The organism is Rhizobium sp. P2_G2 (genome assembly GCF_056403555.1).
This window is the reverse complement of the sequence record NZ_JBFUFF010000032.1, coordinates 37,319-53,166: the sequence shown is the minus strand read 5'-3', so window position 1 is coordinate 53,166 and position 15,848 is coordinate 37,319. Positions and strand designations below refer to the sequence as shown.

Annotated in this window: 14 protein-coding genes; 7 read left to right on the top strand and 7 right to left on the bottom strand. The window is 61.6% G+C overall.

Features of this window, described 5'->3' with window-relative positions:
• Window positions 1-40 precede the first annotated feature (40 nt).
• The 7 genes from AC1D06_RS21730 to AC1D06_RS21700 all read right to left on the bottom strand — a co-directional run bounded on the left by AC1D06_RS21730 (window position 41) and on the right by AC1D06_RS21700 (window position 8,533).
• Complete coding sequence (locus tag AC1D06_RS21730; protein ID WP_477877454.1) at window positions 41-1,564, bottom strand: ABC transporter ATP-binding protein; 1,524 nt, start codon at window positions 1,562-1,564, stop codon at window positions 41-43.
• Window positions 1,561-2,286 (bottom strand): biuret amidohydrolase, encoded by a 726-nt coding sequence (gene biuH, locus AC1D06_RS21725; protein WP_477877618.1) that lies wholly within the window; start codon window positions 2,284-2,286, stop codon window positions 1,561-1,563. Before biuH ends, AC1D06_RS21730 begins: the two co-directional genes overlap by 4 nt.
• A gap of 19 nt (window positions 2,287-2,305) precedes the next feature.
• Window positions 2,306-3,226, bottom strand: a complete 921-nt coding sequence (locus tag AC1D06_RS21720; RefSeq protein WP_477877453.1) for an ABC transporter permease — start codon at window positions 3,224-3,226, stop codon at window positions 2,306-2,308.
• On the bottom strand, window positions 3,226-4,305 hold the full coding sequence (locus AC1D06_RS21715; protein WP_477877617.1) for an ABC transporter permease: 1,080 nt from the start codon (window positions 4,303-4,305) through the stop codon (window positions 3,226-3,228). The genes AC1D06_RS21720 and AC1D06_RS21715 overlap by 1 nt, the downstream gene beginning before the upstream one ends.
• Before the next feature lie 144 nt (window positions 4,306-4,449).
• Window positions 4,450-5,556 (bottom strand): BMP family ABC transporter substrate-binding protein, encoded by a 1,107-nt coding sequence (locus tag AC1D06_RS21710; RefSeq protein ID WP_477877452.1) that lies wholly within the window; start codon window positions 5,554-5,556, stop codon window positions 4,450-4,452.
• Window positions 5,557-6,061: 505 nt separating this feature from the next.
• Window positions 6,062-6,271: a dodecin gene (locus tag AC1D06_RS21705; protein ID WP_477877451.1), complete on the bottom strand. Its 210-nt coding sequence runs from the start codon at window positions 6,269-6,271 to the stop codon at window positions 6,062-6,064.
• A gap of 300 nt (window positions 6,272-6,571) precedes the next feature.
• Window positions 6,572-8,533, bottom strand: coding sequence for an elongation factor G (locus AC1D06_RS21700; protein WP_477877450.1), 1,962 nt, complete (start codon window positions 8,531-8,533; stop codon window positions 6,572-6,574).
• A 391-nt stretch (window positions 8,534-8,924) separates the two neighbouring features.
• Here AC1D06_RS21700 and AC1D06_RS21695 point away from each other — a divergent pair, with 391 nt between their 5' ends.
• From AC1D06_RS21695 to AC1D06_RS21665, 7 genes are read left to right on the top strand one after another with little or no spacing between them, the layout of a single operon-like run.
• Window positions 8,925-9,659 (top strand): GntR family transcriptional regulator, encoded by a 735-nt coding sequence (locus AC1D06_RS21695; protein WP_477987896.1) that lies wholly within the window; start codon window positions 8,925-8,927, stop codon window positions 9,657-9,659.
• A 2-nt stretch (window positions 9,660-9,661) separates the two neighbouring features.
• The gene (locus tag AC1D06_RS21690; RefSeq protein ID WP_477877448.1) at window positions 9,662-10,684 is read left to right on the top strand and encodes an ADP-ribosylglycohydrolase family protein; all 1,023 of its coding nucleotides are present in this window, start codon (window positions 9,662-9,664) and stop codon (window positions 10,682-10,684) included.
• Window positions 10,681-11,664, top strand: coding sequence for a PfkB family carbohydrate kinase (locus AC1D06_RS21685; protein WP_477877447.1), 984 nt, complete (start codon window positions 10,681-10,683; stop codon window positions 11,662-11,664). The genes AC1D06_RS21690 and AC1D06_RS21685 overlap by 4 nt, the downstream gene beginning before the upstream one ends.
• Before the next feature lie 30 nt (window positions 11,665-11,694).
• Window positions 11,695-12,741, top strand: a complete 1,047-nt coding sequence (locus AC1D06_RS21680; protein WP_477877616.1) for an ABC transporter substrate-binding protein — start codon at window positions 11,695-11,697, stop codon at window positions 12,739-12,741.
• Window positions 12,742-12,770: 29 nt separating this feature from the next.
• Window positions 12,771-13,640: an ABC transporter permease gene (locus tag AC1D06_RS21675; RefSeq protein ID WP_477877446.1), complete on the top strand. Its 870-nt coding sequence runs from the start codon at window positions 12,771-12,773 to the stop codon at window positions 13,638-13,640.
• Window positions 13,637-14,428 (top strand): ABC transporter permease, encoded by a 792-nt coding sequence (locus AC1D06_RS21670; protein WP_477877445.1) that lies wholly within the window; start codon window positions 13,637-13,639, stop codon window positions 14,426-14,428. Before AC1D06_RS21675 ends, AC1D06_RS21670 begins: the two co-directional genes overlap by 4 nt.
• On the top strand, window positions 14,428-15,480 hold the full coding sequence (locus AC1D06_RS21665) for an ABC transporter ATP-binding protein (protein WP_477987895.1): 1,053 nt from the start codon (window positions 14,428-14,430) through the stop codon (window positions 15,478-15,480). The genes AC1D06_RS21670 and AC1D06_RS21665 overlap by 1 nt, the downstream gene beginning before the upstream one ends.
• The last annotated feature ends 368 nt before the right edge of the window (window positions 15,481-15,848 follow it).

The window sequence follows — 15,848 nt, the reverse complement described above, 5'->3', positions numbered from 1 at the left end:
TCGTCGTCCCAAAGCCGCTTCCCGCTTCTCGGCGACATGCCTAATGCCCCGCCATGTGCTGCCCGATGATATTTCGATCGGTCTGTTCGATCGGCGAGACATAGGTGATCGTGCCGCCGGACATCACCGCGACGCGATCCGCCAGTTCCAGGATCTCGTCGAGGTCCTCGGAGACCAAAAGCACGGCCGCGCCGCGATTGCGTGCCTCCATGATCTGCGAGCGGATATCGGCGACGGAGGCGAAATCGAGCCCGAAGCAGGGATTGGCGACGATCAGCACGTCGACATCGCCCGAAAGTTCGCGTGCGAGGATGGCGCGCTGTACATTGCCGCCCGACAGCGACTCGATCGGCGCGTCCGGCGACGTGGTCTTGACGTTGTAGCGCGAGATCAGTTCCTCGGCCTTTTTCTTCATCGGGCCGGGACGCATCCACCAGCCCAGGCTCGAAATCGGCGGCTTGTCGAATGTCCGGAAGGCGATGTTTTCGGCGACGCTCATGCGCGGCACCGCGGCATTCTTCAGGGGCTCTTCCGGCAGGCCGAACACTTTGAAGCGGTCGAAATTGCCGCGGGTCGGGGTAAAATCCTTGCCGTTGATGAAGATCTGGCCTTGCGACAACAGCCGCTGGCCGGAGAGCGCCTCGACCAGCGCCGACTGCCCGTTGCCGGAGACGCCGGCAATGCCGACGATTTCGCCGGACTTGACCTTGAGGTTGATCGCGTGGATCGCCGGCAAGCCGATCTCGTCTTCGGCGAACAGGCCGGCGAGGTCAAGCACGTCGTGCCGATTCTTCTGTGGTGCGCGTATCGCCCGATCCTTGACCTCGGTGTCGCCGATCATCATCCGGCTCATCTCTTCAACCGTCGCCGTTCGGGCGTCGCCATCGCCGGTCAATCGGCCGCGGCGAAGCACGGTGAAGCGGTCGCAAAACGACTTCACCTCGCGGAACTTGTGGGAGATCATCAGCACGGTGATTTCGCCGCGCTCGGTCATGCCGCGCAACAGGCCGAGCATTTCGTCGGCCTCACCCGGCGTCAATACCGATGTCGGCTCGTCAAGGATCATGAAGCGCTGGTCGAGATAAAGCAGTTTCAGGATTTCGAGCTTCTGCTTCTCGCCCGCCGACAGAGACGAGACCTGGGTGTCGAGCGGCACGCGAAACGGCATGGTTTGCATGAATGCGTCGAGCGCCTTGCGCTCCTTCGCCCAATCGATGACGCTGGGCACGTCAGCGCGAGAGATCACCAGATTCTCGGCCGCCGTCAGGCAGGGCACGAGGGTGAAATGCTGGTAGACCATGCCGATGCCGTTGGCGAGCGCGTCACGCGGGCTCTTGATCGAGATCTGCTTGCCATCGAGCAGGACCTGGCCTTTGTCGGCGGAGTAAAAACCCATGATCGATTTGACCAGCGTCGATTTTCCCGCGCCGTTCTCGCCGAGCAGCGCGTGGAAGGAGCCGGCCTCGACGCGTAGCGATACATCGGCGAGAGCTGTGAAATGGCCGAACGTCTTGGTCATGCCGAGCGCTTCAAGCGACGGCGCACGCCTGGTCCTTTCCGTCATGACTTGCCCTCCGGCAACACGGCGATGAAATCGGCCGAATTGGAGACGGCGCCGAAGACGCCGCCCTGCATCTTGATCATGTCGATGGCGGCAAGGTGATTGGATTCCTTGGTCGCCGCGCAGCAGTCTTCCAGAAGCAGGCATTCATAGCCGCGGTCATTGGCGTCGCGCATCGTTGTGTGGACGCAGACATCCGTCGTGACCCCGGTGAAGACGATGTTGCGGATCGTCCGCATCGACAGCACGAGGTCGAAATCCGTGGCGAGGAAGGTGCCTTTGCCGGGCTTGTCGATGATCGCTTCGCCCGGCGCCGGTTGCAGTTCGGGGATGATCTCCCAGCCCGGCTCGCCGCGCACCAGGATGCGGCCGCACGGCCCCTGGTCGCCGATGCCGGCGCCGATGCGCTGCGAGCGCCAGCGCTTGTTGGCCGGCAGGTCGGAGAGGTCTGGCTTATGGCCCTCGCGGGTGTGGATGATGAAATAGCCCTTCGCTCGCATGGCCTTCAGCACGTTCTGGATCGGGCCGATCGGTTTGCGGGTCAGCGATATGTCGTAGCCCATCGAGTCGACGTAACCGCCCGGTGCGCAGAAATCGGTCTGCATGTCGATGACGACGAGGGCGGTGTTGTGCGGTCCCCAGTCGCCGTCGAACGGCCAGGGATAGGGATCGGCGGCGAGTGTCGTGCCGCCCGTAACCATTGCTGCTTCGATACGTTCGTCCATGCTTGCCATGTGCCTGATCTCATTTGTTGACGGAGAGTTCGCCCGGCACTTCGCGTGCCGCCGACTTCGACTGGGCCGAGGCGATCATGATGAAAAGCGTGAGGATATAGGGCGCTGCATTGAAGAAATAATAGCCCTGGGAAATGCCGATCGACTGCAGCGACGGGCCGAGGGCACCGGCGGCGCCGAAGAGAAGCGCCGCAAGCAGGCAACGCAGCGGCCCCCAACGGGCGAAGATCACCAGCGCCACGGCCATCAGGCCCTGGCCGGATGACAAGCCCTGATTCCAGGCGCCGGGATAATAGAGCGACAGGAAGGCGCCGCCGATGCCGGCCATGAAGCCGCCGATCGAGGTGGCGATGAAGCGGACGAGATCGACCGACACGCCCATGGCCTTGGCGGCCGGGGCGCTGTCGCCGGTCATGCGCACGATCAGGCCCCATTTGGTGTTTCTGAGGCCCCACCAGAGCAGGATTCCCAGCGCAATGCCGAGGAAGAACAGCGGATTGACCTGCAGCGCCTCGGCGAGACGCGAGTCGCCCGTCCATTCGCCGAGCGGGATTGCCTGCAGATGCGGTGCGGTCGGCTGGATGTAAGGCTTGCCGAAGAAGAAGGCGAGGCCGGTGCCAAAACTCATGATGGCGATGCCGATCGCCATGTCGTTGACCTTGGGCAGCTTGCAGATATAGCCGTGGATGGCGCCGAGCGCCATGCCGGCGAGGCCGCCGACAAGCACGCCGAACCAAGGGCTGCCGGTCTGGTAGGCGCCGGCATAGGCGACCATGGCACCGAGCACGAGCGAACCTTCGAGGCCGAGATTCACCCGGCCGGATTTCTCCGTCAGGCATTCGCCGAGCGCCACGAACATGAAGGGGGTGGAGACCCGGATCGCACCGCCGAGCATGGCGATCAGTGCAGTGACGAGCATCGATTCCTGCATCAGCGTGTCTCCCCGGATTTCGGTTGAAAGAAGGGAATGCGGCCGTAGAACGTATCGCTGGTCAACAGCACGACGAAAATCAGGCCTTGCAACACCAGCACCGTGGCGTCGGGCAGGCCCATGCGCCGCTGGATGACGCCGCCGGCCGCGGCCAGCGCGCCGAACAGCACCGCGACCGGAATGACCGCAAGCGGCACTTGCCGGGCGAGGAAAGCAACAAGGATGCCGGTGAAACCGTAGCCCGCCACCAGCGAGGCATTGGCCTGTCCATGGATCGCCGCGACCTCAAAGAAGCCGGCGAGCCCGGCGCAGGCGCCGGCAATGGCGCAACAGGAGACCAGCAGGAAGCCGACCGGCAGGCCCTGCGCTTGTGCAGCACGCGGATTGCCGCCGGTCATGCGGGCGGCAAAGCCGAAGGTGGTGCGGGTCATGAGGAAATGCAGGAGAATTGCAACGATGATGCCGACAAGCAGGCCCCAATGCACCTCGGTGCCCGGCATCGAGCCGATGCGATAGGCATCGCCGATCGGCATGGTCGACGGCTTGTTCGCCGACGAAGGATCGCGCAGTGCGCCTTCGACGAAGAAGTTCATGATGGCGATGGCGATGTAGGAGAGCAGCAACGAGGCGATCGTTTCGTTGACGCCGCGATAGTGCCTGAGCCAGCCTGTCAGGCCCAGCCAGAAGGCGCCCGCCGCCATGCCGAAAATCGCCATGACCGGCAGGGTGATGAACGGCCAGACCTGGTGGGTGACCAGCGGTATGGCGATGGCCGCTGACGCGAAGCCGCCGAGCACCAATGCCCCTTCGCCGCCGATCATGGTCAGACCGATGCGGGCGGGGATGGCGAAGGCAAGGCCGGTGAGGATCAAAGGCGCTGCACGCTGCAGCGTGTTCTGGAAGGAGAAGCTGGAGCCGAAGCCGCCGACCCAGATCAATTTGTAGAAGATGATCGGCGACTTGCCGAGCAGCAGAAGGAAGAGCGCGAACAGCACGGCGGAAACCAGCAACGCGGCCACCGGAATGATGATCGCCTCGGCGAATTTCAATCCCGTTACGGATTGGCTGCGGCGCATCATCCCCGCCGTTGTGGCATCGACAGTCATTGTCATGATCCTCTCCTGTCAGCGCTGTCGGAGTTCAATGGGCTTTTTAAGCGGCTGACGGCAGCCGGATGAGAGGCAGACACGGATGCCGACCCCTCAGTCAGCCGTCATCAAAAATCAGGTAATCGACCCCTGGACGCCCTCCAGCAGCCAGTTCATGCCGTCGAGATAGGGATCGTAATTGCCATAGGCCTTGTCGACCACGACCTTGCCCTTGTTGTCCTTGAGCGTGCCCTTGTAGATCGAGTCACCCTTGACCAGGCCGGCGATCGCGGCATCTGCCGCCTTCTTGGCCGCATCGGTGGCGCCGGCGCCGTAGGGGGTTGAGCGCAGCATGTCCTTGTCGTAGCCGCCGACGAGGAAATTCGGCAGTTCCTTACCGCCGGCGATATCAGCGGCATAGGATTTGTAAATCGTCTCCCATTTGTATTCGGCGCCGGTGATGAAGCCCTTGGGTGCGAGGCTTGCCTGCGAGGCATTGTGACCGCAGGTCTTGACGCCGCGGCCTTCGGCGGTCTGGATCACCACTTTCGGGCTGTCGACATGACAGGTGACGACTTCGCAGCCGGCATCGACCAGGGCGTTGGTGGCTTCCGCCTCGCGCACCGGCAGCGACCAGTCGCCGGTGAAGATTACATGCACGGTGGCGGCCGGATTGACGCTGCGGGCGCCAAGCAGCACCGAGTTGATATTGGAGAGCACCGAGGGGATCGGCTTGGCGGCGACGAAGCCGATCTTGCCCGTCTTCGACGACAGGCCGGCGGCGACGCCGTTCACATAATGCGCCTGGTTGAGATAGGGGAAGTAGGAGCCGGCATTCTTCGGATCCGTGTCCTTGTTCCACAGCGGCGCGGCATGGCGGAACTGCACATCCGGATATTTCTTGGCTATGTCGAGCACGAAGGGCTTATAATAGCCGAAGGACGTGGCGAGGATGAGGTTGGCGCCGTCGATGTTGATCATCGATTCCATCGACTTGGAAACGGCATCGGTTTCCGGCACGTTTTCTTCCTCGACGACCGTGACGCCGGAGACCTCCTTAAGCGCCTTGGCGGCGACGGCATGCGCCTGGTTCCAGCCGAAATCGTCACGTGGGCCGACATAGACGATGCCGAGAATGACATTCGTGTCGGCGCGGGCGATGGAGAGCGGCAGGGTGGAGGCGGCGATACCGGCAAGACCGGTTTTCAGCAGTGAGCGGCGGGAAATTTCAAATGACGACATGACAAGCTCCCTCGATAGGGGCGCGGAGGCGCGCCTTGAGGAGAGAGGAGCAAATTGCATGCCAGGACTTTTGCGGAGGAAAACTCTCGGCAACCGATTGATATGGTGAAGATATTTTCTTTTCTCTGGATTCTGCGAACGCAGCAATTGCGCGCTGCTGCGCAACTAAATTAATCATCTAAAAGTATTAGCATATTTTTTATGCAAATTTTCCGTATTGCATACAATGGGAAAAGTTCGCCAGATTTATGGAACAGTCGGATGAATAGCGTTCTCCGCGCATTGAGCATTGATTGCGCGCCGTCGCCGAGGATTTCTCCGGCATCATCCGCATGATCAGGCAGGAGGTCTCTGGCGGCACCTGCTGAAATGACGCGATCATGGGTACAAGACCTCCGGTTCGCCGCGCCGAAGGCATAGGGTCTCTGACGCGGCGGCGGGTTGGCGGCTGCGCTATGGCGAGGTCGATGAATGCGAAGAGCCGGACAAGCCTCTGACCGACGCGTCAATCGTCGATCCGGAAACCGACTTTCATGACCACCTGATAATGCGCGACTTCGCCATTCTCGATATGGCCCCTGATCTGCTCCACTTCAAACCATTCGAGATTTCTCATGGTTTTCGAGGCCCGAGAGATCGCGCCGTCAATCGCCTCGGTCACCGAGGTCTTGGAACTGCCGATAAGCTCCACTTTCTTATAGACATGATCGCTCATAGTAATCCTCCCAAGCTAAGGTTTGGTTGAAGACAATGTCCGTTCGTAGCGTTCGAGATTTGGGCGAAGAAATACGCAAAAGCTCGACGACAGCAACTGGCTGAGATAATTCAGCCGCTGCTCCCTGCGATCTACGTTCCGTCAGCAGATCGACATTGTCAAACGTTGGCTTCTTTTTGAGGCCGCTGACTTTCCTGCGCGAAAACAACTACGACGAGATGCAAGGCGACTATTTCAGCAAACCGGTCTCCGCTTTGGAATTCGGGGCGCCCATCGGCATCGGCAACGCAAGTACGGCTGCTAATGCTCGATGCGTGGGGTCCCGTGCGCCTTGACGATCGCGTCGGCCTCCTTGCCGTAGAGTTCTTCGAAATGATCGAAGCTCTTTGAGAAATAGCCGATGCCTTGCGTCGCCGAACGCAGTGAGCGTGCCAGTTCATCCAGTGCGCCGCCCGGAACCAGGGCGCGGAAAATATCCCATCCCCTGGCGGTCTCGTCCCGGTCGAAGCCGAGAACCTGACCCTTGAGCGCCGAGACGATCTGCACGAGCCCGCCCGAATAGACCGAGGGGACATGGATCTCGCTGCGGAAGATCGGCTGCATCAAAACGGTCGATGCCTCGGAAAGCGCCTGCCTGACGCCCATTTTCGAAGCTGTCCGGAAGGCATGTTCAGAACTGTCGACCGCGTGGTGCTGACCGTCCGAAAGCGTCACGCCGACATCGATGACCTCGAAGCCCAGCGGCCCCTTGTCCATCGCTTCGCGCGCGCCCGCTTCGACGGCGGGAATATAGTTGCGCGGCACGACGCCGCCCTTGACGACTTCGTTGAAGCTGAAGCCTTCGCCGCGCGCATTGGGGCGCACGGTGAGCTTGACGTCGGCAAATTGGCCGGCGCCGCCAGTCTGCTTGCGGTGACGGTAGTGAACGTCGGAGGGTTTCGAGATCGTCTCGCGGTAAATGGGATTGGGTGTGCGGTCCGAGACGGCGATGTGGAAGACATCGGACAGGATTTTGCAGAGATCGCGCAGATGCATAGGTCCTTGAGCGGAAACCAGAAGTGCTCCGGTGCCTTCCTCCTGCGCGACTTTCAGGCCGCGGTCCGCGTCGGAGAGCTTTGCCAGCGTCTCCGGCAATTTGGTCTCATCACGCTCGGTTGCCGGCACCAGGATCCGTTCCAGCATCGGTGTCGGCGGCTCGATCCAATCAGGCGCGGCGGCCACGGCGTCGACCATCAGCAGAGCTGGGACAGGCAGGTGGTCGGACTTGACCGTGGCGAAGATATCTCCCGCCGCCGGGGTGAGAGGCGCATTGGCACGGCCGTTTGCCGGGTCCTGCACGACGCCGAGATTGGCGCCGCCAAGCGGTACCCCCTGGCGCAGCCCGCCGCCGAAGGCGCGGACGAGAACGGTCTTGCCGACATTCTGGCGATAATAAGCGTGGAAGCTCACGGCTGCCAGCTTGGCTGCATCCATCCCGCTCGCCGCGGCCAAACGCTGCCGCAGTGCGTCGGCTTGTGGTGCTTCATGGCGTAGCGCCTTCATCAGCCGCATCATGCCGTTGCCATGGCTCGCCGAGCCGATCAGCACCGGAATGACCCTGTTTTCCCTGAGAACCCGTGTGGAAATAGCATAGAGTTCGTTGCTGGTCGGCTCGCGATCCTCGATCAGTTCTTCGAGAAGGTGGTCGTCGAATTCGGAGAGATGTTCCAGCAGTTCGGCGCGCGCTTCATGCTCGCGCTCGAGGGCACCGTCAGGAATCGCGATCAGGGCCGAGGGCTGGCCTTCGCGATAACGCCACGCCCGTTCCGAGATCAGATCGCAACTGCCGACGATCTTCTCGCCTTCCCGGATCGGCACCTGCCGCAGCAAAAGACTATGATTGGCATAGTCCTGGAGGGCGGCGATGACGTCCCTGAGCCGTCCGCGCGGTTCATCCATCCTGTTGACGAAGATGATGCAGGGCGTGCCGGACGCTTCGATGATCTTGAGATAGGGCGCTGAGAGCACGGCCTGGTCGGGAGCGGGCGAGACGCAGAGGATACAGGCGTCGCTGGCGAGCAATGCATGCTGCACATGCGCCAGCGCTTCATTCGGTCCCGGTGCGTCCAACGCGCACCACTCCTCGCTTCCGAAGGTGAATTCCGTGAGGTTCAGTCCGTAAGGAGAGACGGATTTTTTCGGTGCTCCCTCAAGGGAGCCCAATTTCTCCACGACGGTCGATTTTCCGGTTTGCGACGGTCCAAGTACGGTAAAGCAGCGCATCAGGCGTTCCTCCAACTACCATAAGCACGTTTTCCACCGCGACAGGATGCCTTGAACCGCGCCCGGACGCCAGAGGGGTGGCTTCTCAATAACACGGTCTCGCGCTTGGCAGGCCAACTGAGCGACAGAAAGCTCGCGAGCGTCTGTCGGGCAGCACACAGATTGGTGGCAGTGTTTCGCAAGGAATACACCCATGCTGAACATAGACGCACCACTGGCCGTCTCGTGTTGCGAGAAAGATTGAGATTTGAACGACGCTGCTGCCGCTCCTGTTTCACCAGGGTCTATGCCCGGCAGTCGCCAAAGCACTGAACTCCTGGCCCGTTGACAATGGAAAATTTCATGACATGCTATTGAACAGGATTAAACAGGTTCATTGCATAGGTATGAAATGGCACGGCGCGCTGATCTGAAAACCCCATTGAAACCAGGCGCGCCGAAGCCTGAGCAGATCGCCTCGGTGCTGGAGCAGGAAATCCGCTCCGGCGTGCTCGCCTTCGGGGAGCGGCTGCAGAGCGAGAACAAACTGGTCCAGCGCTTCGCCGTCAGCCGCAACACACTTCGCAAGGGCCTCGAAGAGCTGAACAGCCGTGGTCTGATAACGACAAAAGTCGGTATCGGCTCCTTCGTCACCTTCAATGGCCAAACGATTTATGACGTCATGGGCTGGTCCAAGGCGCTGGCGGATGTCGGCGCCGACACCGAGACGCGGGTACTGCGGATCKAAATGATGCGAGACGCCGCGCTCGCCGAACAGCTCAAGATCAGTGACGACGCCTTCATTGCCATCGATCGCCTTCGCCTTTTGTCAAAGGATCAGAAACCGATTTCGATTGAACGCAGCCGGGTGCCGTTCCTGCCTGAACTCGAAGATGTGCCGCTCAAGGGCCTGCGCTCCGGCTCCCTGACCCAGACACTGCACACGGTGGGACTCCTCCCCGATCATGGCGAAGAATGGGCCGATATCGAGATGCTGGGCGAGACCGACGCGGAACTGCTCGGCTGTTCACCCGGCAGTGCTTTCCTTCGCACGCGACGCCTCACCCGAGAGGCCGACGGAAGACCGATCGAATTCGTGACCAGCCTGCTCAACCCCGCCTATTTCGCGCTTCACTTGGAATTTTGACGATGACGGCAGGGGAGGAGATCGCATTCAAGAGGGCTTTGGGCGCATTGATCGGCGGCGCGCTGGGCGACGCGATGGGCATGCCCACCCAGCTTCTGTCGCCAGCCGAGATCAAGGCAGATTATGACTTCGTCGATCATTTCGTCGACCCTTCGCCTGACCATCCGGTGTCGCAAGGTCTCAAGGCAGGCACCATCACCGACGATACGGAACAGACACTGTTGCTGGCCACCGTCCTGCTCAGTTCTGGCCACGGCTTCGACCATCATGCCTGGGTAAATGCCCTGATCGCCTGGGAGGAGGACATTAAGGCCCGGGGCGGCTACGACCTGCTCGGCCCGTCGACCAAGCGGGCGATTGATGCGATCAATGCCGGCACGCCGCCCGAGGAGGCAGGCCGCAATGGCGAGACCAACGGCGCGGCGATGAGGATCGCACCGGTCGGCATCCTCGTGCCACCGGGTAATGCGCTGATTGCGCGGGTCGCCGAGACTTGCCGCGCCACCCACAACACGACCATCGCGATCTCGTCCGCCGCGGCCGTCGCGGCCGTGATCAGCCACGGCATCGATGGCGCGGACTGGCGCGCGGCGATCAGCCATGCGGTCGCAGCAGCGCGCGCCGGCGAAAAGCAAGGCCATTGGGTGCCGGGTGGTACAGTCGCAGCGCGCATTGAATGGGCGCTCGACATGGTCGAGGACTGCTCAGTCGAGGAAGGCATTTCGCGGGTCTTCGACCGCCTCGGCACCAGCGTCATCTCACAGGAATCCGTGCCTGCAGCCTTTGCCGTGCTGAAGCTCGCCCAGGGCGATGCATGGAAAGCGGCTGTCATCGCCGCCAATCTCGGTGGCGACACTGACACGATCGGCGCCATTGCCGGTTCAATGGCCGGCGCCTGCGCCGGTTATGAGAGCCTGCCGATGGACAAAGTCGACGGCCTGGTCGGCATCGATCTCGATGCGGTGAAACAGCTGGCGCAGGCGTTGGTCCGCGCCCGTCTGGCCGGGCAAGGCGCCCCGGCATGACTGATCCTCGCCTCATCCATATCGGCAGTTCCGTGGTGGATTTCATCTACCGCATCGAAAGCCTGCCGGCGCCAGGGGACGATCTTACCGCATCCTCGTTCTCGGCGCTGCCGGGCGGCGGCTTCAACATGATGGTGGCGGCGCGCCGCAGCGGCATGCGCACGGCCTATGCCGGCAAGATCGGCGACGGACCGTTCGGCACGATGATCGCGGACGCACTGGCGGCCGAGGGCATCGAGCAGCTGCAGCCGGTCAGCTCCGGCATCGACAGCGGCACATGCGTGGTTTTCGTTACCGAGGCCGATGGCGAGCGCACATTCGTCTCGCGACCAGGCGCCGAGGGGATAATCACACCGGATGATTTTGTCTACATGATGCCCGCGTCGGGCGACTGGGTTTTCACGTCAGGTTACACGCTCGCCTATCCAGGCAGCCGGGACAGCCAGGCGCTTTTCATCGAGACCTTGCCCGATCATGCGACCTTCACCTTCGACCCGACCGGCATCGTCGGCGAGATTCCGCCCGAACTGCTGCAGCGGGTGCTCCGCCGGACGGATTGGCTGAGCCTTAACCGGAGCGAAGCGGCCGCGATCGTCGGGTCCGGCGAAGATAAGGAAATGGCCAGGCGGCTGTTCGAGCTCCACTGCCGGCAAGCCAGGGGTATCGTGCTGCGCGCTGGCGCAGCCGGCGCGCTGCTGGCGCTGCGCGACCAGGACCCGGTCTTCGTACCGGCCTTCAAGGTTGAGACGGTCGACACGAACGGCGCCGGCGACACTCATGATGGCGCCTTCGTCGCAGCGCTCAGCCGGGGGCTTAGCCCGCTTGATGCGCTTGTCTATGCCAATGCGGCGGCGGCGATTTCGACGACCCGCCACGGCGGCCCGACCGCGCCCGATGCCGACGCGATCAACGAATTCCTGAAACGTGCCCGGGAAGAGAAATCCGCATCAGCGGAGACAAAGGGAACATTGGCACTCTAGAAGAGAGGAATGGCTATGAACAAGACGAGCATGATTGCGAATACCATGGCCGCGGCGGCGATGACGGCCTTCATGGCCGGTTCAGCCATCGCCGCAGACCTGCATGTCCTGAACTGGAAGGGCTACGGCACCGATGAGCCTTGGGCGGTCGCTGCCTTCGAAAAGGCGACCGGCAACCACGTCATCAACGACTTCTTCAATTCCGAACAGGAAATGCTCACCAAGCTCAGGACCAATCCTGGTCTCTATGATGTCGTGATGATCAATGCCGCCTTTAACGATCAGGCCTTCAGCGAGGGCCTGATCCAGGCGGTCGACACGTCGAAGATCGCCAACTATGCCGATATCGGCACGGAAAAGGCGAAGTCGCCGATGCTCAACCATCAGGGCAAGGTCTATGGCGTGCCGTGGGTCTGGGGCGTAACCGCCATCGCTGTCAACGACAAGTCCTTTCCGACGCTGCCGACCTCGATCAACGTGATGTGGGACCCGGCGCATAAGGGCCGGGTGATCTTGCGCGACGACGCGGTAGAAGCCATCCAGTTCGGCGCCATTGCCACCGGCCAGGACATCAACGACATCAAGAACATGGATGCAGTGAAGGCCAAGCTCACCTCGCTCATGCCGCAGATCCGCACTTTCTGGAGCGCCGAGAACGACTGGAACCAGATGGTCGCGGCCAACCAGATCGATGTCGGCACCTACTGGAGCGGCTCGGCCAACCGCGCGAAGAAGAACTTCAAATTGCCCGTCAGCCTCGTCATTCCGGAGGAAGGCTGCGTCGGCTGGCTAGACGCCTTGTCGATCCCGAAGGACTCCAAGAACGTGGAGGGCGCCCAGGCCTTCATCAACTACATGACCGATCCCTCTTTCTACACTGAATGGGTCGCCAAGGTCGGCGCACCGGTTTCGGCCAACGACAAGGCGGTTGCAGCCCTTCCGGCAGACGCCTTCAACAGGGTGGTGATGGGCGATCCCAAGGTGGCTTCGCGCATCAAGTTCCAGGCGCCGATCACCGATGCCCAGCGCGAGAAATATCTGGCGCTTTGGCAAGAGATAAAGGTCAACGCGAAGTGACCTGACAGGACGACGGCGGGAGGGCAAACATGACGGATTTGGCAAGTGATCCAGCAGGGTCGGGATTGAGACGGGCGGTCCCGCTCCTCCTCCCCGCCTATGTCTGGCTCATCCTGGCGATCTTCCTGCCGCTGTCGGCCATGGTGTTTTTCAGCTTCATGAGCGGCATGCCGCTGAACGGCCGCGACTGGTCGTTCACGCTGGCCAACTACCGGGCCTTCTTCAGCAGCGATATCTATATAACGCTGCTCATCGCGTCGCTCAGGCTCGGGCTCGAAGTGACCTTCTGGTGCCTCGTGATCGGTTTTCCGGCCGCTTATGTACTGGCCAAGGTACTGCGGGGACGGAGCCGCGAGGCCGTGTTCCTGCTGGTCATCCTGCCCTTTTGGAGCAACGGCCTCGTGCGCATCTTCTCCTGGGCGATGGTGTTGCGCGAGGGCGGCATTCTCGACACCCTGCTCAATGCCATCCTGCCCTTCAAGATCAATATCGATCTGATGTATTCCTATCCGGCGGTGATCATCGGGCTTGTGCATTCCTACGTGCCCTACGTCGTGCTGACCTGCTATCTCAGCTTGCAGGCGATCGACGACAGCCTGATCGAGGCGGCGCGCTCGCTCGGCGCATCGCGTTTCACCGTGCTGCACCGGCTGATCCTGCCGCTTTCGCTTCCGGGCATCGTCGCCGGCGCGGTGCTGATCTTCGTGCCGGTAGTCGGTTCGTTCATGGAGCCACGCATCCTCGGTGGCCGCACCGGCACCTTCTACGGCACCGTCATCGAGGACCAGTTTGTCGCCGTGTTCAACTGGCCGCTGGGTGCCGCCCTTTCCTTCATCCTGCTCGCGGTCGTGCTGGCAATCCTCGCCGCCGCCTCGCCCATCATGCGGAGGGCGCAATGAACCCGGTAACACGTATGCTCAACGGCTTTGGCAGGCTCTATGTCGGGCTGCTGCTGCTTTTCCTCTACCTGCCGATCATCATCATGGCGCTGATGTCGTTCAACGCCTCGCCCTTCTACATGCTGCCGATCGAGTGGTCGACGGTCTGGTATCAGGCCTTCTTCGCCAACGAGCAGCTGATCGCGGCGACGTGGAACAGCCTGTTCATCGCCATCATCACCACGGTGATTTCAGCGATCCTCGGCACTGCCGCATCGCTTGCGCTCTATCGCTATGATTTTCCAGGAAAATCTCTGTTGCAGGCGGCGCTGCTGCCGCCGATCGCCATTCCCTGGCTGATCACCGGCACGGCAATGCTGATCTTCTTCTTCGGCGTCGGCATAGGCCGCGGCCTGCACGCCATCGTCCTCGGCCATGTAGCGCTGGCGCTGCCTTACGTGATCATCGTCGTCAATGCGCGGCTGAAGACGCTCGCGCCGGAACTAGAGGAGGCGGCACGCTCTCTCGGCGCCAATCAATGGCAGGTGACCCGGCGGGTGACACTGCCGTGGATCGCGCCCGGCGTCATCGCCGGCGCGCTCTTTGCCTTTGCCGTCTCGTTTGACCAGTTCGTCGTCTCCTATTTCCTTGCGACGCCCGGCCAGTCGACGCTGCCGGTGGAGATCTATGCGGCGATCCGCAAGGGCTTCACTCCCGAGATCAACGCAGTCTCGACCATCATCATCGTGGTGTCGATGGCGATCATGCTGCTCACCGCGCGCTTCTATAAATTCGGGGGAGAACAATAATGGCCAGCGTCGAGGTGAAAAATCTCTCTCGCAGCTTCGGCATCCACAAGGCGCTGGACAACATCTCCGTGCGTTTCGACGATGGTGGCTTCTATGCGCTGCTCGGCCCTTCGGGCTCCGGCAAGACGACGCTGCTCCGGATGATCGCCGGCTTCGATTTCCCCAATAGCGGCCATATCGAGATGGACGGCGAGAGCGTGGAGCGTGTGCCGCTGGAAAAACGCCAGATCGGCATGATGTTCCAGAATTATGCGCTGTTTCCCAACATGACCGTGACCGACAACATCGCCTTCGGGCTCGAAGTGCGCAGCCTGCCGAAGACCGAGATCCGGGACAAAGTCAGGGCAGCGCTCGACCTCGTCAAACTCAGTACACTTGGAGACCGCAAGCCGCACCAGCTCTCGGGCGGCCAGCGCCAGCGCGTGGCCCTCGCCCGCGCCTTTGTCATCAATCCGCGCGTGCTGCTTCTCGATGAGCCGCTTGGTGCACTGGACAAGGCACTGCGCGTCGACATGCAGGCCGAACTCAAGCGCATCCAGCGCGAGATCGGCATCACCACCATCTTCGTCACCCACGACCAGGAAGAAGCGCTGACGATGGCCGACCGCATCGGCATCCTCAGGGATGGGCGGCTGGTTGAAGAGGGCGAACCTGAGGCGATCTACAATCGCCCGCAGACCCTGTTTGCCGCGACGTTCCTGGGTGATGCGAACATTCTTTCCGGCACGTGGGCGGGCGATGCGATGGTCATGTCTGACGGAACGAGGATCCTGGTATCCGGCGCAGAGAACCGCAAACCGGGCGAGGCGATGCAGAGCGCCGTTCGCCCGGAGCGCATGCATCTTATGCAGCAAACAGCGCCATCATCCGAAAACGGGTTCACCGGCCGCGTGATCAGGAAGATGTTCTCGGGGGTCAATTCCACATTCCATATCGAGGCGCTGGATCGCGAAATCCGCGTCGTCGTGCCGAGCTCGGGCGACACCCGTTTTGATGCCGGCGATCAGGTCACGGTGACCTGGTCGGCGAATAGCACCTTTTCAGTTACCTGAAGCGCACGCGGGACGATATTGCAGTGTGAGTCGAGCAAGCCAGTCGTCGACGACCTGTTCGACGCTTTCTTCAAATCGAACCATCGCAACCTCGACATCGCGCTGGGCCATTTCGGGTTGGATCACGCCGACTTTGATCGGCGATCAACCTGACCCGCTTTCGGATAACGCGTTCACGTCGAAAATCGCGGCATCGTCCTGCCGCTCTCGCCGTCCCTCACAGGAGGCATGGCGAGTTTCGTCATCGCCATGCCCAACCGCGGAAACTCGATCTCGGCGATCAGGGCTGAACGAAGACAAGGTTCTCCCCTGAGCGGCACGACCGGCCTGGATGTCCAGAGTTCGTGGAGTTGGCGCTTGAGATCAGC